Source organism: Azonexus sp. (assembly GCF_047638095.1).
Lineage (GTDB): Bacteria > Pseudomonadota > Gammaproteobacteria > Burkholderiales > Rhodocyclaceae > Azonexus.
The window spans coordinates 1-18,081 of record NZ_JBLJBW010000036.1; the positions used below are offsets into that span (position 1 = coordinate 1).

Consider the following 18,081-nt stretch of genomic DNA (forward strand, 5'->3'; position numbering starts at 1 on the left):
ACGACCCCGCGCCGGTCGAAGCGACGGCGGTGCTGCTTGCCCTGCACGCCGCGCCCATCCACTTCCACCGCAAAGGCCGGGGCCATTTCAAGAAAGCGCCCGCTGACATCCTGGCCGCTGCTCTGGCCAATCTTGAAAAAAAACGCCAGCAAGCGCAAGCGATGGAAGGCTGGAGCGCCGAGCTGAGCGCCGGCCGCCTACCCCCCGAATTTATCCCGCTGATCGACGCCCTGCTCTACGCGCCGGATCGCAACAAACCGGAAACTAAGGCGTTCGAGGCGGCCTGCACCGCCAGCGGCCTGACCCCGGCGCAACTGCTGCACCGCTGCGGCGCGATCCCGTCGGCCTACCAGCTGCACTACAAGCGCTTCCTGCACGAGCAGTTTCCCAAAGGCACCGCCTTCCCCGACCTGCCCGCGCCGGCCCTGCCGGATGATCTGCCGCGCGCCGAGGTGCGCGCCTTTTCCATCGACGACGCCAACACCACTGAAATCGACGACGCCTTTTCCGTCACCTGGCTGCCCGGCATCGGCTGCCGTATCGGTATTCACATCGCCGCGCCGGGGCTGGCCATCACGCACGGCTCGCCGCTCGACGGCGTGGCGCGCGCGCGCCTATCCACCGTCTACATGCCCGGCAACAAAATCACCATGCTGCCGGAGCACGTGGTGAACAACTACACCCTCGCCGCTGGTGTTGATTGCCCGGCGGTATCGCTCTACCTGACGGTCAACGAACAGTACGAAATCACCGCCCACGAATCGTGCCTGGAAATCGTGCACATCGCCGACAACCTGCGTCACCACGACGTCGAACCCTGGTTCAATCAGGCCAGCGCCGACGGCCCCCTGCCGGCAGAACGCCCCTTCGCCCGCGAACTGCAGCACCTGTGGCGCTTTGCCAACGCCTGCGAAGGCCGGCGCGGCAAGCCTTCCGCCACGCAGGGCGTGAATGACTACAACTTTGCCATCGAGGGCAGCCTGGACGACCCGGAAAGCTGCACGGTGCATATCGAGGAACGCAAACGCGGCAGCCCGCTCGACAAGCTGGTCGCCGAACTGATGATCGTCGCCAATTCCACCTGGGGCGGCCTGCTGGCGGAGCAGCGCATCGCCTGCCTGTACCGCTCGCAAACCATGGGCAAGGCGCGCATGACCACCGCGCCGCAGCCGCACGAAGGCCTGGGCGTGCCGCAATACGCCTGGATGACTTCGCCGCTGCGCCGCTACTGCGACCTGGTCAATCAATGGCAACTGATCGCCTGCCTGCAGGAAAAAACCCCCGCCTTCGCCCAAAAATCCGCCGAACTCTTTGCCGTGATGCGCGATTTCGAACTCACCTACGGCGCTTACGGCGAATTCCAGCGCCTGATGGAACGCTACTGGTGCCTGCGCTGGCTGCAGCAACACGACATCCGCACAATCGATGCCACGGTGCGCCGCGAGCAGCTGGTCAAGCTCGATCACCTGCCCTTCCTCATCCGCGTTCCTTCCGCCCCCGCCGAGCTGCCAAGCGGCCAACGCCTGCGGCTGGCCCTGGAAAGCATCGACCTGCTCGGGCCGGATGCGGAATTGCGTTTTGTCGAACTGCTGGATGCTGTCGGCATCAATGAAGAAAGTGAAGTGGAGTGAATTCTTTTTTCTCCAAAATATTCGCTTCAGTTACGTCGCTCTCCATCGGAATCGTCATTTCTGTAGTGCTACACACTACCGTGCTGTCGGTTCACTTCACCTTCCCGGAAGCCTCCCGCGTCGCCCGCGAAAAGGCGCTCGACATCATCCTCGTCAATGCGCGCAGCAAGAGCGCGCCCAAGGAAGCACAGGCGCTGGCCCAGGCCAATCTCGACGGCGGCGGCAACACCGACGAAAAACGTCGCGCCAAAACGCCACTGCCGGCCACCCACCGCGAGGCGCAAGGCGATGAACTGATGCAGATGCGCAAGCGGGTGCAGGAACTGGAAGCCGCCCAGCAGCGTATGCTGACGCAGGCGCAAAGCCCCGCCCGCGTGGCCACTGCCGAAAAACAAAGCGAACAGCCGACACCGACCAAACCCTTAAGCGGCCAGGACCTCGCCGATGCCGCGCGCGCCATGGCCCGGCTGGAAGGCGAAATCGCCAAATCGATCGACGAATACAACAAACGCCCGGTCAAGAAATTCATCAGTCCGCGCACCCAGGAATACGCGCTGGCCCCTTATTTCGATGCCTGGAAGAACAAGGTCGAGCGCATCGGCACGCTCAATTACCCGGAAGAAGCGCGCGGCAAGCTCTATGGCCGGGTCATCATCTTCGTCGAATTGAACGTCGCCGATGGCAGCCTCTACAGCGCCGAAATTTCCCAATCCTCAGGCCACAAGGTGCTCGACCAGGCGGCGCTACGCATCCTGCGCATGGCTTCGCCTTTCGGGGCCATTCCGCAACAGGCGATGGGCAACGCAACGATTCTCTCCTTCGCCCGCGAATGGAATTTCGTCCCCGGCGACACTTTGGCCACCAAAAACCAATAAAACCATGGCCGCCCTCTATTGCGTTTTCGGCAATCCGATCGCTCACTCCAAATCTCCCGCCATTCACCGCGCATTTGCCGCGGCCACCGGGCAGGACATGCGCTACCACGCCCAGCTCGCGCCGCGCGAAGATTTCGCCGGGGCCGTGCGCGACTTCATCGCTGCCGGCGGCTGCGGTGCCAACGTCACCGTGCCCTTCAAGGAAGAGGCCTTTCGCCTGTGCACCACCTTGAGCGCCGCCGCCCGCCTGGCCGGCGCGGTCAACACCTTGAGTTTCATGCCGGACGGCAGGATTCACGGCGACAACACCGACGGTGCCGGTTTGCTCGCCGATCTGCAAAACAATCTGCACCAGCCCCTCGCCGGCCGGCGCATCGCCTTGCTGGGTGCGGGCGGCGCAGCCCGGGGCGTGCTTTCCCCCTTGCTCGATGCCCAGCCGGCCGGCCTCTGGATCGCCAACCGCAGCGCCGACAAAGCGCGGGCGCTGGCCGGCTTGTTCACCTCCGGAGCGCCTGTTCGTGGCGGCAGTTTCGCCGAACTTGCCGGAGGCTCTTTCGACCTCGTCATCAACGCCACGGCCGCCAGTTTGGCGGGCGAGCCCCTGCCCTTGCCAGAGGGTTTGTTTGCTCCCGGCGCACTCGCCTACGACATGATGTACGGCAACAATGAAACGCCTTTTCTCACTCAGGCCCGCACCCTGGGCGCAGCCCGCTGCGCCGACGGGCTGGGCATGTTGGTCGAACAGGCGGCCGCCGCCTTTGACCTCTGGCGCGGCCAGCGCCCAGACACAGCCGATGTACTGCGCAACTTGCGCGCCAGCCTGAACGCCCCGGCGTAAATGCTGCGTTTCATCCGCCTCCTGCAATGGAGCCTGCTCGCCTGCCTTGCCGCCGGAGTTTTGTGGTTTTTCTGGCTGTTTGCCTGGGTGCTGTACTGGGGGCATTTCAACCCGGGCAGCACGCGCTTCATGGAAATCCGCCTGGCGGAATTGCAGGAAAAAAACCCACAGGCACGCCTGCAATTTACATGGCTGCCCTACGCAAAAATCTCCATCCACCTCAAACGCGCCTTGATCGCCGCCGAAGATGCAAAATTCGTCGATCACGAAGGCTTTGACTGGCAGGGCATTCAACTGGCCATAGAAAAAAATCAGAAAAAAGGCCGCTTCGTCGCCGGCGGCTCGACCATCAGCCAGCAACTCGCCAAAAATCTCTTTCTCAGCCCCAGCCGCAGCCTTTGGCGCAAAGGCAACGAAGCCGTGATCACGCTGCTACTGGAAAGCCTGTGGAGTAAACAGCGTATTTTCGAGGTCTACCTCAACGTCATCGAGTGGGGCAACGGCGTATTTGGTGCCGAGGCCGCCGCCCGCCATTATTTCCAAAGCGGTGCCGAGCGCCTCAGCCCAGCCCAGGCCGCCCGCCTGGCCGGCATGGTGCCTAACCCGCGTTATTACGACAGCCACCGCAACAGCTCGGGGCTGAACCGCAAAACCGCCATCATCTTGGCCCGCATGCCCACCGCCCAGCTACCGTAAAAACAGCGCCCAGCGGCATCTCCTAAGGGAAATCCACAAAACGCCCGGCCCAGGCCGGTGGTAGAATGCGGCGTCTTTTGCGGCACTGCACCATGAGCGAAGAAAACCAACTCTCCGATGCCGAAGAATTGCAGGAGCGCCTGGCCGAGGTGCAGACCCTGCTCGCGCGCCATAAACTGGTCGAAGATCTCGTACAGCGCCAAGAAGGGCCGCGCCACGAGCTGGTCGAGGAATTGGTACACAAGCAACACCTGCACGAGCTCCAGCAAAAACTGGACCCGATGCACCCGGCCGACATCGCCTATCTGCTGGAAGCCCTACCGCAAGACGAACGCCTGCTGACCTGGACCCTGGTCAAGCCGGAATACAACGGCGACATTCTGCTCGAAGTTTCCGATGCGGTGCGCGAAAGCCTGATCGAGGTCATGGCCCCGAGCGAACTCATCGCCGCCGCCGAAACCCTCGATGCCGACGAACTCGCCGACCTCGTCCCCGACCTGCCGCAAGAAGTGGTGGACGACGTGTTTCGCAGTCTGCCGGCCGAAGAGCGCGAGCATTTGCGCGCTGCCATGTCCTACCCGGAGGATTCCGTCGGCTCGATCATGGACTTCGACATGGTCACCGTGCGCGAGGACGTCACCCTCGAAGTCGTGCTGCGCTATCTGCGCCGCTTCGACGAATTGCCCGACCACACCGACCAGCTCTTCGTGATCGACCGCGACGAACACTTGAAAGGCGTGCTGCCCATCAACGTGCTCCTCATCAACGACCCGGAAGCCGAGGTCGGCGCGCTCATGCTCACTGAATACGTCGATTTTGAACCGGAAGACGAGGCCGAAGACGCCGCCAAGGCCTTCGAACGCTACGACCTGGTTTCGGTGCCGGTGACCGATGCCGACGGACGGCTTCTGGGGCGCGTCACCGTCAACGACGTGGTCGACTTCATCCGCGAAGAAGCCGAATACGAGCAGCTCGCCAAAGCCGGTCTGGCCGAAGAAGAAGACATTTTCGCCTCGGTCTGGGATTCAGTGAAAAACCGCTGGGCCTGGCTGGCGATCAATCTCATCACCGCTTTTGTCGCCTCGCGCGTCATTGGTTTATTTGAAGATTCGATCGAAAAACTCGTCGCCCTGGCCGCCCTGATGCCCATCGTTGCGGGCATTGGCGGCAATTCCGGCAACCAGACCATCACCATGATCGTGCGCGCCATCGCCATGGGGCAGGTGCAGCCGGACGCCATGCGCCGTCTGTTGCGCAAGGAACTCGGCGTAGCCACGGTCAACGGCCTGATCTGGGGCGGCATGCTCGGCATCGCCGCCTGGTGGATGTATGGCAGCCCCCTGCTCGGCATGGTCATGACCGCCGCCATGACCTTGAACCTGCTGCTGGCGGCCTTTGCCGGCGTCGGTATCCCGCTGCTGCGCCTGCGCTTTGGCGCAGACCCGGCGGTCGGCGGCTCGGTCATGATCACGGCGCTGACCGATTCCGGCGGTTTTTTCATCTTCCTGGGATTGGCGACGCTGTTCTTGATGTAATCAATGGCTGTCGGGTGTCAGCAGTTTGAGCCCGACGATGCCCGCGACGATCAGCGCAATGCTGGCCAAGCGCAGCGCTTCGCGCGACTCGCCGAACAGGATCATGCCGCAAATCGCCGTGCCGACGGCTCCGATCCCTGTCCACACGGCATAGGCCGTCCCCAAGGGCAGCACCTTCAGCGACCAGCCGAGAAGAACGACGCTGACCACCATCGCCAGCAAGGTCGCCACGCTCGGCCCCAGGCGCGAAAACCCTTCGGTGTATTTCAGGCCGATTGCCCAACCCACCTCACACAAACCGGCGAAAAAGAGCATCAGCCAGGCCTGCCCCGGGCTCATTGCCTACCTGCAAAATACGCCTCTGCCGCGGCAACGGTGGCGGCAATATCTGCATCGCTGTGCGCAGCCGAAACAAAACCCGCCTCAAACGCCGAGGGCGCAAAATAGTGGCCGGCCTTGAGCATGGCGTGGAAGAAACGATTGAACGCCTCTTTATCGCAGGCGAGCACCTCAGCGTAAGTTCCCGGGCATTTTTCAGAAAAATACAGACCGAACATGCCGCCGACGTTCTGCGCAGCGAAGGCAACGCCGTGTTTTTTCGCCGCAACCACCAAACCATCGCACAGCGCCTTGGTTTTCGTCGTCAACGTTTCATAAAAACCCGGTGCCTGGATCAATTTCAACGTCGCCAAACCAGCAGCCGTCGCCACCGGATTGCCGGACAGGGTGCCGGCTTGGTACACCGGCCCGAGCGGCGCGATTTTTTCCATGATCTCGCGCCGCCCGCCAAACGCCCCCAGCGGCATGCCGCCGCCGACCACCTTGCCAAAGGTGGACAAATCCGGCGTGATGCCAAACAAGCCCTGCGCGCTTTTCAAGCCGACGCGAAAACCCGTCATCACTTCGTCAAAAATGAGTACCGCCCCGTATTGCGCGGTCAATTCGCGCAGCGCCTTGAGAAACTCAGGCGTCGGCGCAATCAGGTTCATATTGCCGACTACCGGCTCGAGAATCACCGCTGCGATTTTGTCGCCGTGCGCCTTGAACGCCTCGGCCAAACCTTGCGGATCGTTGTAGGTGAGTACCATGGTCGTTTCCGCGATACCCGCCGGCACCCCGCCAGACGATGGGTTGCCGAAAGTGAGCAGGCCGGAACCGGCTTTCACCAGCAGATGATCGGCATGGCCGTGATAGCAGCCTTCAAACTTCACCAGCAAATCGCGCCCGGTATAGCCGCGCGCCAGGCGAATCGCGCTCATCGTCGCTTCCGTACCGGAAGACACCAGACGCACCATATCGAGCGAGGGCACCAATTCGCAGAGCAGGTCAGCGATGTCGACTTCGCGCTCGGTCGGCGCACCGAAAGACAGGCCATCGACCACCGCTTTTTGCACCGCCTCGATCACCTCCGGATGCGCATGACCGAGAATCATCGGCCCCCAGGAACCGACGTAATCGGTGTACCACGCGCCGTCGGCATCCTGCACCTGACTGCCCACCCCTTTCTGGAAAAACAAGGGGGTGCCGCCCACCGAGCGGAAAGCACGCACCGGCGAATTGACACCGCCCGGAATGTGTTTCTGGGCGCGGGCAAAGAGAATTTCGTTACGCGACAAGCTGCTCATGGTTTGGCTTTCGTAAAAAGTTGCTGATAACAGGCGGCCTGTCCGGCAATCTCCGGGGCCGTGAAAAGATCGTTGATGACGGCGAGCAGGTCGGCCCCCTGGTCGCGCAGCGAGGCTGCCGTCGACAAGGTGATGCCGCCAATGACGCACAGGGGCAAGGCCAGTTGCGCCCGCGCCCGGGCGATAAAACCCGGTGGCAAAACGGCGGCTTGCGGCTTGCTGGGCGAAGGAAAGGCCGCACCAAACGCCACGTAATCGACCCCCATGGCACTGGCGCGCTGCGCCGCCTCCAGGTCGGCATAACAGGACACCCCGAGCAGACGCTGCGGCCCGAGAATGGCGCGCGCCAAGGCCCAGTCACCGTCGTCCCGGCCCAAATGCACACCGTCGGCGGCCACGACACTCGCCAGGGCGAGATCGTCGTTGATAATGAAGCGCGCCCCGTAGCGCGCCGTCAGCGCACGCAAAGCGTGGGCGCGGGCGAGCAGTTCGGCAGGCGGCAGTGTTTTATCGCGCAGTTGCACCTGACGACAGCCGCCGCGCAAGGCCGCCTCGACTTGCGCCAACAGTGTCTCGCGCGGCAAACCCGCGGGCGTAATGGCGTACAAACCTTGCAATTCAGCCACCTCCGGCCTCCGCCTTGGTTTGTATTTGGGAGTGCGGCGAAGCATCATCGCTGCGCGCCCAGAACAGGCGATCCGGAATGAACTGCCCCATCCCGCCACGAAAACCGTGGCGCAGCGTCTTCCAAGTATATTCCTGCGCATCGCGCACGGCTTCTTCGATGCCCGCCCCACCGGCCAGACCCGCCGCAATCGCCGAGGCCAGCGTGCAGCCGGAACCGTGATAGCTGCCGGGCAGGCGCTCCCAGCGCGTGCGCTGCAATGCACCGACGGCACCGTGCAGGGTATTGATGACCACCTGCTGCGTATTTTCATGGGTGCCGGTAATGAGCGCGTACTCCGCCCCGGCTTCGATCAAACGCCGGGCGCAGAGGTCGAGCTCCGGCTCTTCAGCATCCGCATCCTGTTCCACCAAACGCCGCGCCTCCGGCGCATTGGGCGTGATGATCGTGGTTTGCGGCAAGAGCATCTCGCGCATGGCAGCGACGATTTCTTCATCGGCCAGCACATCGCCGCGCCCAGAGGCGAGCACCGGATCGAAGACCAGCGGAATTTCCGGGTAATCGGCAACGATCTCCGCCACCCGCTGCACATTCTCCAGGCTACCCAGCAAACCCAGTTTGAAGCAGGCGACCGGCATGTCCTCCAGCACGGTGCGCGCCTGATCTTCAAGAAAATCTGCCGGCGTCGCCGACAACGCCCGCACGCCGCTCGTGTCCTGCACGGTCAGGGCGGTTACCGCCGTCAAGGGATGGCAACCCAGGCTCACCAGGGTCAGGATATCGGCCTGGATACCGGCACCGCTGGTCGGATCGCTGGCGGCGAAAACAAGCACTTGGGGAAAAACCGGGAGAGAGGAAGGCATCGGCGAACTGTGGCGGCGAATGTAACGGCATCAAGCGCACAATACGGCGCGCGGAAAATTCTGGAGCCCGATTTTAGCCGATTCCCCCGCCCCACCCAAGGCTCGCCAATGCTATCTGCTTGCCGCCGCCCCGGGGTTCCGTAGTAATATGCCAAGTAGCGACGCGGAAAAAGTGTGTCATAAAACACCAAGGGGGGCAGGAAATTGTCTGATGTATCGCAGTTACAAGGCGTGCGGGTGATGGTGATCGACGACAGCAACACCATCCGCCGCAGCGCCGAAATTTTTCTCGTACAAGCGGGTTGCCAGGTCATTCTGGCCGAAGACGGTTTCGATGCACTGGCGAAAATCGCCGACCACCAGCCCAATGTGATCTTCTGCGACATCATGATGCCGCGCCTGGATGGCTACCAGACCTGCGCCCTCATCAAAAAAAACCCGCGCTTCAAAGCCACCCCGGTGATCATGCTCTCCTCCAAAGACGGCCTCTTCGACCGCGCCCGGGGCCGCATGGTCGGCTCCGACCAATACCTGACCAAACCTTTCACCAAAGACAGTCTGCTGCAAACCGTTGCCAGCTTTGCGCTCAACGCGCCGTCGGCCGCACTTTCATCCTAATTTCGTCCTCATCCGCTCTCAGGAAAACCACATGCCCGTCAAAAACATTCTCGTCGTTGACGACTCCCCCACCGAACGTTTCTTTTCCGTCGACCTCCTGACCAAGGCCGGCTACCTCGTGACCACGGCCGAAAATGGCGAAGAAGGCATCGCCAAAGCCAAGGCTATCAAACCCGACCTCATTTTGATGGATGTCGTCATGCCCGGCCTGAACGGTTACCAGGCCACCCGCACCTTGTCGCGCGACGAAGAAACCAAGCACATCCCGATCATCGTCTGCACCTCCAAAGGGCAGGAAACGGACAAAATCTGGGGGCTGCGCCAAGGGGCCATCGATTATCTGGTGAAGCCGCTCAACGGCCAGGAGCTCCTGCAACGCATCGCCGCGCTGCCCTGAACCATGGCGCGCAAAAACAGTCTGCGTGATTTCCAGGCCTATCTGGCCGGGCGCTTGAGCGATGCCGCGCAAGGTCAAGCCGGCATTTCCTGGTTGGGCATCGAAATCAACGGCGAAGGCTGGCTGATCGATTTGGCCGACAGCGGCGAAATCATCCTCGCCCCGCAAATTGCTCCGGTGCCCTTGGTACGCCCCTGGTTTGCCGGCATGGCCAACGTGCGCGGCAATTTGTTTGCCGTCACCGATTTCAGCGCCTTTCTCGGCGCGCCGCCCACGCCGCACAATGCCACGGCCCGCCTATTACTAATCGGCATGCGTCACGCATCAAACGCCGCCCTGCTCGTACCGCGCATGCTGGGCCTGAAAAAACCGGACAATTTCACCCCCCAAGCCGACGACGAAAATTTTCCCGCCTGGGGCAAGCAACGTTACTCGGACAGCGACGACCGACTATGGCGCAAGCTCGCCGTGCGCGAATTGCTGACCGACCGCGCCTTCATGAACATCGGCATTTAAAAAACACCTGCACAGCCGCCCAATCCGGGCACGCAAGGAGAATGAGCATGGCCTTGAGTTTCAAATTTCCCAAACTGGGAAAAAAAGATAACAACGAAGCCCCTCTCACCATTACTGAAGACCTGTCCGCACCGCCGCGCGCCGCCGCGCCGCCGACCGTCACCTCCGCGGCCCAACGCATGAAACAACTGGGCGGGGTGTTCGCGCTCCTGCTCGTCATCATCGCCGTTTTCGTCGTACAAGACAGCCGCAACGCAACACACGCCACGGCCTACGTTGCTGCCGCCGGCGAAATGCGCATGCTGTCACAACGTTTGGCCAAAGCCTCCTCGCTCGCCCTGCAAGGCGACCCGGTGGCCTTCGGGCAACTCAAGGAGTCGCGCGCCGCCTTTGGCGAGCTGATGGACAAATTGCAACACGGCGGCGACATCGGCGGCACCAGCGTGCCGAGCTCGCCCTCCGCCGTGCAGGAACAGCTGGAGGCACTGAGCAAACTCTGGGCGCAAACCGACAAAGACGCCAACATCGTCATCGGCCAGGAAAAAAACCTGGTCACCCTGGGTAAGAACGTTGCCCTGGTCGATGAGAAAAACGGTGACATTCTCGAGTTGGCGGAACAGGTTGCTACCTTGAAACTGCAAACCGGTGCCTCGGCACGCGATATCGCCACGGCCAACCAGTTGGTGATGCTGACCCAGCGGATCGCCAAAAACGCCTCGGCTCTTCTGGTGGGCAGCGAAATCAGCCCGGAAGTCGCGTTCTTGCTGGGCAAAGACACCAACAACTTCCGCGAACAGCTGGCCAGCTTGGCGCGTAACACCACCGACGCCGACGCGCGCAGCAAGATCGACGCCCTCTCGGCCGGTTTCAAAGAATACGAAGCCGCCGTCGCCGGCATACTCGGCAACATGCAGCCGCTCGTGCTCTCCAAGCAAGCCGGCACGCGCATCTTCCGCGGCAGCGAAACCCTGCTCAAAGCCACCGACGATCTGGCGCAAGGCTATCAGACGGTATTTAGCAGCCGTATCCTGTTCATCGTCAGCATGATCGTCCTGATCGCTGCCGCCATCGCCGTGCTCATCCTGCTCGTGCGCGTCTACCGTGGCGATGCCGACAGCCGCACGCAAGAAGCCGACAAACAGCGTCAGGCCTCGGAACTGACCAACCGCGAAAACCAGGACGCCATCTTGCGCCTGATGAACGAGTTGGGCGATTTGGCCGACGGCGACCTCACCGTCACCGCCACGGTGAGCGAAAACATTACCGGGGCCATCGCCGACTCCATCAACTACACCATCGAAGAATTGCGCGTGCTGGTCGGGCGCATCAACGACGCCGCCAACCGCGTCACCGGCTCCACCGAAACCGCCCGCCAGACTTCAGCCGAACTGCTCTCCGCGGCCGAACGCCAATCGCAAGAAATTCAGGAAGCCGGTCAATCGGCACTGAACATGGCGCGCTCCATGAACGACGTATCGAACGAAGCCACACAATCGGCACAGGTGGCGAACCAATCATTGCACGCGGCAGAAAAAGGGACGCTGGCGGTGCAGGATTCGATCAAGGGCATGAATGAAATTCGGCATCAAATTCAGGAAACCTCCAAACGCATCAAACGCCTGGGCGAAAGCTCACAGGAAATCGGCGAAATCGTCGAACTGATTTCCGACATTACCGAACAAACCAACGTGCTCGCCCTGAACGCCGCCATTCAGGCGGCCTCCGCCGGCGACGCCGGGCGTGGTTTCACGGTGGTAGCGGAAGAAGTCCAGCGGCTTGCCGAACGCTCCGGCGAAGCCACCAAGCAGATTTCCGCCATCGTCAAAACCATTCAGACCGACACGCAAGACGCTGTTTCCGCTATGGAAGAATCCACCCAGGGTGTGGTCGAAGGGGCCAAACTTTCCGACGCTGCCGGCCAGGCGCTGGCCGAAATCGGTCAAGTGTCGAACCGTCTGGCCGGCCTCATTCAAGGCATCTCCAGCGCCACCCAGGCGCAGGCCAATTCCGCCACCCACGTCGCCCGTCTGATGCAAGACATTTTGCGCGTCACAGAACAAACGACCGCCGGCACCCAGCACACAGCGGAAGCCGTCGATGAACTGTCCAGTCTCGCGGCCGAACTCAAGGGCTCGGTCGCCGGCTTCAAGGTGGATTGAGGGCACACGATGAGCGCAGAAAGTACGTTCGATATCGGCCCGCTCTCCTGGGTCAAAGGGGAAATCGACCAAGCGCTGACGCGCGCCGACGAAGCATTGGGGGCGTTTGCACAAAACAGCGTATCGACCCAGCTCAAATTTTGCCGCACCCACGTGCACCAAGTGCATGGCGCGCTCGACATCGTCGGGCTCAATGGCGTCACCGAACTCACCGAAGCCCTGGAAAACCTGCTGCAGTCACTAGAAAACGGCCCCAGCGAAAATGCCATCGCAGCACTCCCCGATCTGCACGCCGCCTTGGCTGGCTTGCGTGATTACCTTGACAGCCTGGTCAGCGGCGAGCCGCACCAGCCCTTGCGCATCCTGCCGCTCTGCGCCCGCCTGGCCGAATTACGCGGCGCGCCGCCCGTGCATCCGGGCGATTTTTTCTATCCCGATCTGAGTCTGCGCCCCCCGCGCTCCACCATCGCCGCCCCCGAGTTGAGTGCCGACGAGACGCGGACGGTTCTGCGCAGCCAGCGGGCGAACTTCCAAAAAGCTTTGCTCAAGTGGCTGACCCGCCCCGCCGAACAAGACGCCGGCCGCGCGGCCATGGCGGAAGCGCTGGCCGCCATTGAAGCGATTCAACCCAACCCGGGCGCCCGCACTTTCTGGTGGATTTCCCAGGCTTTCCTCGAAGCGCTGAACGATCCCGCAGTCGCCGGCGACCAGTTGGCGCGCCAGCTCTGCGCGCGCATCGACCTGCAGATTCGCCGCCTGCTCGATGGTTCCTCGACGCTGGCCGAGCGCGTGATGCGCGAAGCGCTCTACTACGTTGCGCAAACTACGCCAGAAGCCGATTCTCTCGCCGCGCAAGCGCAACAAATTTTTGCCCTTCCCGCACTCATCCCCAACCCGGCGCTGACCGAAGACACTCAGCCCGGACAAGAACAACAGCTGCGCCGCCTGCACGACATCCTCGCCCTGACCGAGGAAGCCTGGAATAAATATTGCGCCGGCCACGCCGCCAGTCTCAAAGCCTTCGCTGAACACGCAAAAAACTGCGCCGAGCTGACTGCCGGCACCGGCCTCACCGATCTCAAACGCCTCGGCCAGGCCCTTGCCGCCATTGCCCAATGGCTCCTTGAAGACAGCGTGCGTCATAGCGACAACGTGGCTATGGAAGTGGCCACCAGCATCCTGCTTTTGCAAAATGCGCAGGAAAACTATCGCCACCTGGGCCGGGATTTTGCCCAACAGGTCGACCACATGGTCGAACGTATCCACTGTGTCATCGCCGGGCGCAGCTGCAGCCCAGCCGACATTCCACTGCTCGACGAAATCACCCGCCGGGCGCAGGAAAAACTGCTCATCGCGCAGGTCGGACGCGAAATCCAGAACAACCTGGCGCAGATCGAACAAAGCCTGGACGCCTTCTTCCGCAACCCCGCCAAGGGCTTTGCCATGGCCCCGCTGGCCGCTCCCCTGAAACAAATCAGCGGCGCGCTGGCCATGCTGGGGCATTTCTCTGCCGTCAATCAACTGCAAACCTGCAGCGAACACATCGCCCGCTTCGCCGCCCCAGACTATCAGGCACAGGAAAAAGACTTTCAGTCGGTCGCCGACGAGCTTTCTCTCCTGGGTTTCTTCGTCGATGCGCTGGCCAACGGCGAAAACGATTTCGATGCTTTCGTCGCCCGCCTGCACGGTGAAACCGCCAGCCAGACAGGCGCGGGCCAGGACCAGCACATCACCGTCGAAGCCGAGCTCGCACAGCAAGCCCGCGAAACCCGTGCGCTGGCCAATGCCTTGCGCCAAGCCCCGGATGACACCCGCCTGCAGCAAGAGCTGAAAGACAACCTCGAAGCCATCCAAAAAGACGCCGACCTCGTTGCCGACCGCAGCCTCAGCGATTCCGCCAAGGCCACTCTGGCCGCGCTCGCCGCAGGTGTCGAACCGAGCGCGGCACTTTCCAATCTTGCCGCCAACACCCCAGAAGCCCCGCAACCTTCGGCGCAAACCCTGCAGCTTGCCAGTTCCAGCCACGAAGAAATCGATGCCGAATTGCTCGACATCTTCATCGAAGAAGGCAAAGAAGTCCTCGCCGAGCTGCGCCAGCAAAAAGAACGGCTGGCCGCCAATCTGCACGACCAAGAAGCGCTCACGACGATCCGCCGCTGCACCCACACCTTGAAAGGTTCCGGGCGCATGGTGGGGCTGGCCGAGCTGGGCGAAACCGCCTGGGCGCTGGAGCAAACGTACAACCTGTGGCTGCGCCAGGATCGCGCCGCCGACACCGATCTCCTGCTCATGATCACCGAGCAGGTGCGCGTCTTCACCGGTTGGGTGGCTCACCTCGAAGGCCAGGCCGCGACCATCCCCGACACCCGCGCCCTGCTCGCACTGGCCAAACGCCTGCGCGGCGAAGAAGACAGTGCCGTACCGCAAGCCTTAACCACTGCGGGCTATACCAACAGCGCAAGCGAAGTACGCCCCCTCGCACCAGAAAAAGAGGCCCCGGCACAACCTGACGCGCCAGACTCTCTGCTCCAGACGCAATTCCAGCAAGAATCTACGCCGGAACCCCCCCAAGAAAACACGCCAGAACTCCCCGCGCAACCCAGCCCGGAAACCGCTGCAGAAATACCCGAAGAAACCCCGGTCAGCGCAGCGGATCAGGACGACGAAAACACGGCCGATCCCGATGATTTTGAGCTCGATTTTCCCGATCTTGCAGACATCGAACTGGTCAGCACACCCGCTTCACACCTTGAGACACTGCCTGCTGCCGAGCCCGACAGCGCACTCGACAGCGCAACAGAAGACCTTGATGCCCGCGTGGCCGACCGCAGTGTGCCGCCACTCACCGAGGCAATACCCGAAGCAATACCCGAAGCAATACCCAATGCCAGCGTGCAGACTGACGCTGCCCCCACGCTTTATGACATTTTCCGTCAGGAAGCAAGTGGGCATCTGGCCACTCTGATCGAGCACTTCGCCCGCCTCGAAGACGACCCGACACAGCCCACCGCCTTCGACATGATGCGCGCCGCCCACACCTTGGGCGGCATCGCCGCCACGGTCGGCCTCCTGCCCATCCACCACCTCGCCATCGCCCTCGAACACGCCCTGGTGCGGCGCGAAAAAACCGCGCATCCAGAAGCGCTCGCCGGTCTGGAAAGCATGCGCCAAGCCATTCTCACCTTGGCCGACATGTTCACCCAACTCTCGGCGCAACACAGCCCGGAAGAACAACCGCTCCTCGTCGCCGCGCTGGAAGACAGTTACCCCCCCGCCTTGAACGACACGCCGGACGCCAGCACACCTTTGCTGGCCGAACTCAGCGTCGAACTCACCACTGAATCCAACGAAACCGCCAGCGCGCCACCCAGCGTTCCCGCACTGACCGACGAACTGGATGAGCAGCTTCTCCCCATCTTCCTCGAAGAAGCCAGCGACCAAACCCGCGAATTGAGCGCCCAACTCGCCGCCTGGCGTGCCGCCCCCAAGGCAGCAGAAGCGCCGCAAGCCATTGCCCGCCTCCTGCATACCTTCAAGGGCAATGCGCGCATGGCCGGCGCGATGAATCTGGGAGAAGCCACCCACCTGCTCGAGAGCCGCGTACAAGAAGCCCTCAAGGAAGGGCACGCGACCCCGGCCCTGATCGATGACGTCGAAGCCGGCTGCGATGCGCTGGCCCAAGCCGCCGACAATCTACGCCACGGCCAGTCCGGCGCAGTCGACCTACCGGAAAGCGCGGAGCCCAGCGCAAGCGCAGCGCCCCCCCATACGCCCAGTGCAAACGACACGGCCCCCGCGCCGCTGACCAGCGCCTTCCCCGAACCGCTGGCCCCCGAAAGCGACAGCGGCCAGCAGACCCTGTTACGCGTGCGCGCCGATCTGATCGATCGTCTGGTCAGCGAAGCCGGCGAGCTGTCCATTGCCCGCAGCCGTATCGAAGGCGAAATGCGTGGTTTGAAAACATCTTTGCTCGATCTGACTGAAAACGTCATTCGTCTGCGCCGCCAGCTGCGCGACATCGAAATTCAGGCCGAAACCCAGATGCAGGCGCGCGTTTCGCACACGCACGAAGGCCAGGCCGAGTTCGATCCGCTGGAACTCGACCGCTTCACGCGCTTTCAAGAGCTCACCCGCTTCATGGCCGAGTCGGTCAACGACGTTGCCACCGTCCAGCAAAACCTGCTCAAGAACTTGGATGACGCCAATGCCGCCATTCTTGCCCAGGCCCGCTTGAACCGTGGTTTGCAGCAAGAGCTAATGGGCGTGCGCATGCTGCCCTTTGCCAGCCAGGCCGAACGTCTCTACCGCGTCGCCCGCCAGACGGCCAAAGAAATCGGCAAACAAACCCATTTCGAGATCGTCGGCGGCCAGGTCGACATCGACCGTTCGGTGCTCGACAAAATGCTCGGCCCGATCGAGCACATGCTGCGCAATGCCGTCACCCACGGCCTCGAAACGGGCGAAGAACGCCTTTCCGCCGGTAAAACCGAACGCGGCCAAGTCACGCTGACGGTGGCCCAGGAAGCCAACGAAATTCTCATCTCCTTGGCTGACGACGGGCGCGGCCTGGATCGCGAACGCATCCGCAGCCGCGCCGAAACGCTGGGCTTACTCAGCGCGGGACAAGAGATTGCCGATGGCGCGCTCCTCGATTTCATTTTTCAACCCGGCTTCTCCACCGCCGCCAGCCTCAGTCAGGTGGCCGGACGCGGCGTCGGCATGGACGTCGTCAAAACGACCGTCGCCAACCTGGGCGGGCGCGTCGAAACACACAGCACACCCGGACACGGCACCACCTTCCGCCTCTACCTGCCGCTCACTCTCGCCGTCACGCAAACTCTGCTGGTGCGTGTTGGCACGCAGCTCTACGCGGTGCCATCGAGCATGATCGAACAGGTGCTGGAATTGAAGGAAGGCGGCCTCACCGAACTACGCGCGGCCGGCAAAGCCGAATGGCAAGGCAACAGCTACCCCTTCCACTTCCTGCCGCATCTCCTCGGGCAGCCCGAGGCCCTGCCCGAAGCTCACCGCCAGTACTGGGTGCTGCTGCTGCGCTCCGGCAGCCAACGCGTCGGCGTGTTGGTCGATGAACTGCGCGGCAACCAGGAAGTCGTGGTCAAGAATATCGGCCACCAACTCGCCCGCGTGGTCGGCATCGCCGGCGCCACCGTACTCGGCGACGGGCGCGTGGTACTCATCCTCAACCCGGTGGCGCTGGCCAGCCGCACGCCTGATACACCGGCCACCAGCGGCGAACCGGCCTTGCTAGAAACGGCTCCACTACCTGCGCGCAGCCATTTGCCGACCATCATGGTCGTCGACGATTCGCTCACCGTGCGCAAGATCACCAGCCGCCTCTTGCTGCGCGAGGGCTACCAGGTGCTGGCCGCGAAGGACGGTGTCGATGCGCTCGAACAGCTGATCGACGAACGCCCGGACGTCATTCTCTCCGACGTCGAAATGCCGCGCATGGACGGTTTCGATTTCGTGCGCAATCTGCGCGCCGACGAAGGCTTGCGTAACATTCCGGTGATCATGATTACCTCGCGCACAGCGGACAAACACCGCAACTACGCACTGGAAATCGGGGCCAATCATTATCTCGGCAAACCCTACGACGAAGACACCCTGCTCAGTTTGCTGAGCGACTACTGCAAGAAAACACCCTGAGCGCCGCGCCGCGCCGCGCCGATCCGCGGCGCG

Annotated in this window: 14 protein-coding genes; 10 read left to right on the top strand and 4 right to left on the bottom strand. The window is 62.4% G+C overall.

The features are described from left to right. From ACM62Q_RS09895 to mgtE, 5 genes are all read left to right on the top strand, one after another. The coding region (locus tag ACM62Q_RS09895; RefSeq protein WP_415036080.1) for a ribonuclease catalytic domain-containing protein at window positions 1-1,631 on the top strand (1,631 nt) is incomplete at its 5' end. A 65-nt stretch (window positions 1,632-1,696) separates the two neighbouring features. Continuing rightward, window positions 1,697-2,506, top strand: coding sequence for an energy transducer TonB (locus ACM62Q_RS09900; protein ID WP_415036082.1), 810 nt, complete (start codon window positions 1,697-1,699; stop codon window positions 2,504-2,506). A 4-nt stretch (window positions 2,507-2,510) separates the two neighbouring features. Then, window positions 2,511-3,344: a shikimate dehydrogenase gene (gene aroE / locus ACM62Q_RS09905; RefSeq protein WP_415036084.1), complete on the top strand. Its 834-nt coding sequence runs from the start codon at window positions 2,511-2,513 to the stop codon at window positions 3,342-3,344. Next, window positions 3,345-4,040 (top strand): monofunctional biosynthetic peptidoglycan transglycosylase, encoded by a 696-nt coding sequence (gene mtgA, locus ACM62Q_RS09910; RefSeq protein ID WP_415036086.1) that lies wholly within the window; start codon window positions 3,345-3,347, stop codon window positions 4,038-4,040. 92 nt (window positions 4,041-4,132) lie between these two features. Then, on the top strand, window positions 4,133-5,575 hold the full coding sequence (mgtE, locus tag ACM62Q_RS09915; RefSeq protein ID WP_415036088.1) for a magnesium transporter: 1,443 nt from the start codon (window positions 4,133-4,135) through the stop codon (window positions 5,573-5,575). On the opposite strand, the gene sugE is transcribed toward mgtE, so the two are convergent. From sugE to thiD, 4 genes are read right to left on the bottom strand one after another with little or no spacing between them, the layout of a single operon-like run. Further along, window positions 5,576-5,914 (bottom strand): quaternary ammonium compound efflux SMR transporter SugE, encoded by a 339-nt coding sequence (gene sugE, locus ACM62Q_RS09920; RefSeq protein WP_415036090.1) that lies wholly within the window; start codon window positions 5,912-5,914, stop codon window positions 5,576-5,578. Continuing rightward, window positions 5,911-7,200: a glutamate-1-semialdehyde 2,1-aminomutase gene (gene hemL / locus ACM62Q_RS09925; protein WP_415036092.1), complete on the bottom strand. Its 1,290-nt coding sequence runs from the start codon at window positions 7,198-7,200 to the stop codon at window positions 5,911-5,913. Before hemL ends, sugE begins: the two co-directional genes overlap by 4 nt. Beyond that, window positions 7,197-7,826 carry a thiamine phosphate synthase gene (gene thiE, locus ACM62Q_RS09930; protein ID WP_415036094.1) on the bottom strand — a complete coding sequence of 210 codons (630 nt, stop codon included), beginning with the start codon at window positions 7,824-7,826 and terminating at the stop codon, window positions 7,197-7,199. Before thiE ends, hemL begins: the two co-directional genes overlap by 4 nt. Then, window positions 7,819-8,688 carry a bifunctional hydroxymethylpyrimidine kinase/phosphomethylpyrimidine kinase gene (gene thiD, locus ACM62Q_RS09935; protein ID WP_415036096.1) on the bottom strand — a complete coding sequence of 290 codons (870 nt, stop codon included), beginning with the start codon at window positions 8,686-8,688 and terminating at the stop codon, window positions 7,819-7,821. Before thiD ends, thiE begins: the two co-directional genes overlap by 8 nt. Before the next feature lie 240 nt (window positions 8,689-8,928). Here thiD and ACM62Q_RS09940 point away from each other — a divergent pair, with 240 nt between their 5' ends. From ACM62Q_RS09940 to ACM62Q_RS09960, 5 genes are read left to right on the top strand one after another with little or no spacing between them, the layout of a single operon-like run. Next, the gene (locus ACM62Q_RS09940) at window positions 8,929-9,306 is read left to right on the top strand and encodes a response regulator (RefSeq protein WP_415036113.1); all 378 of its coding nucleotides are present in this window, start codon (window positions 8,929-8,931) and stop codon (window positions 9,304-9,306) included. A 31-nt stretch (window positions 9,307-9,337) separates the two neighbouring features. Then, window positions 9,338-9,703 carry a response regulator gene (locus ACM62Q_RS09945; RefSeq protein WP_415036098.1) on the top strand — a complete coding sequence of 122 codons (366 nt, stop codon included), beginning with the start codon at window positions 9,338-9,340 and terminating at the stop codon, window positions 9,701-9,703. A 3-nt stretch (window positions 9,704-9,706) separates the two neighbouring features. Continuing rightward, window positions 9,707-10,219 carry a chemotaxis protein CheW gene (locus ACM62Q_RS09950; RefSeq protein WP_415036099.1) on the top strand — a complete coding sequence of 171 codons (513 nt, stop codon included), beginning with the start codon at window positions 9,707-9,709 and terminating at the stop codon, window positions 10,217-10,219. Window positions 10,220-10,266: 47 nt separating this feature from the next. Next, entirely contained in the window at window positions 10,267-12,378 is a 2,112-nt protein-coding gene (locus ACM62Q_RS09955; RefSeq protein WP_415036100.1) for a methyl-accepting chemotaxis protein, read from the top strand. Between the two features lie 9 nt (window positions 12,379-12,387). Then, a complete protein-coding gene (locus ACM62Q_RS09960; RefSeq protein ID WP_415036101.1) occupies window positions 12,388-18,048 on the top strand; it encodes an Hpt domain-containing protein in 5,661 nt (1,886 codons plus the stop codon). Window positions 18,049-18,081: the final 33 nt, after the last annotated feature.

Bases quoted from the DNA above. Each gene is read 5' to 3' on its own strand.
- hemL (WP_415036092.1), bottom strand. From the start codon at position 7,200: ATGAGCAGCTTGTCGCGTAACGAAATTCTCTTTGCCCGCGCCCAGAAA.
- thiD (WP_415036096.1), bottom strand. From the start codon at position 8,688: ATGCCTTCCTCTCTCCCGGTTTTTCCCCAAGTGCTTGTTTTCGCCGCC.
- mgtE (WP_415036088.1), top strand. From the start codon at position 4,133: ATGAGCGAAGAAAACCAACTCTCCGATGCCGAAGAATTGCAGGAGCGC.
- ACM62Q_RS09945 (WP_415036098.1), top strand. From the start codon at position 9,338: ATGCCCGTCAAAAACATTCTCGTCGTTGACGACTCCCCCACCGAACGT.
- sugE (WP_415036090.1), bottom strand. From the start codon at position 5,914: ATGAGCCCGGGGCAGGCCTGGCTGATGCTCTTTTTCGCCGGTTTGTGT.
- ACM62Q_RS09940 (WP_415036113.1), top strand. From the start codon at position 8,929: ATGGTGATCGACGACAGCAACACCATCCGCCGCAGCGCCGAAATTTTT.
- ACM62Q_RS09960 (WP_415036101.1), top strand. From the start codon at position 12,388: ATGAGCGCAGAAAGTACGTTCGATATCGGCCCGCTCTCCTGGGTCAAA.
- ACM62Q_RS09955 (WP_415036100.1), top strand. From the start codon at position 10,267: ATGGCCTTGAGTTTCAAATTTCCCAAACTGGGAAAAAAAGATAACAAC.
- aroE (WP_415036084.1), top strand. From the start codon at position 2,511: ATGGCCGCCCTCTATTGCGTTTTCGGCAATCCGATCGCTCACTCCAAA.
- ACM62Q_RS09950 (WP_415036099.1), top strand. From the start codon at position 9,707: ATGGCGCGCAAAAACAGTCTGCGTGATTTCCAGGCCTATCTGGCCGGG.
- mtgA (WP_415036086.1), top strand. From the start codon at position 3,345: ATGCTGCGTTTCATCCGCCTCCTGCAATGGAGCCTGCTCGCCTGCCTT.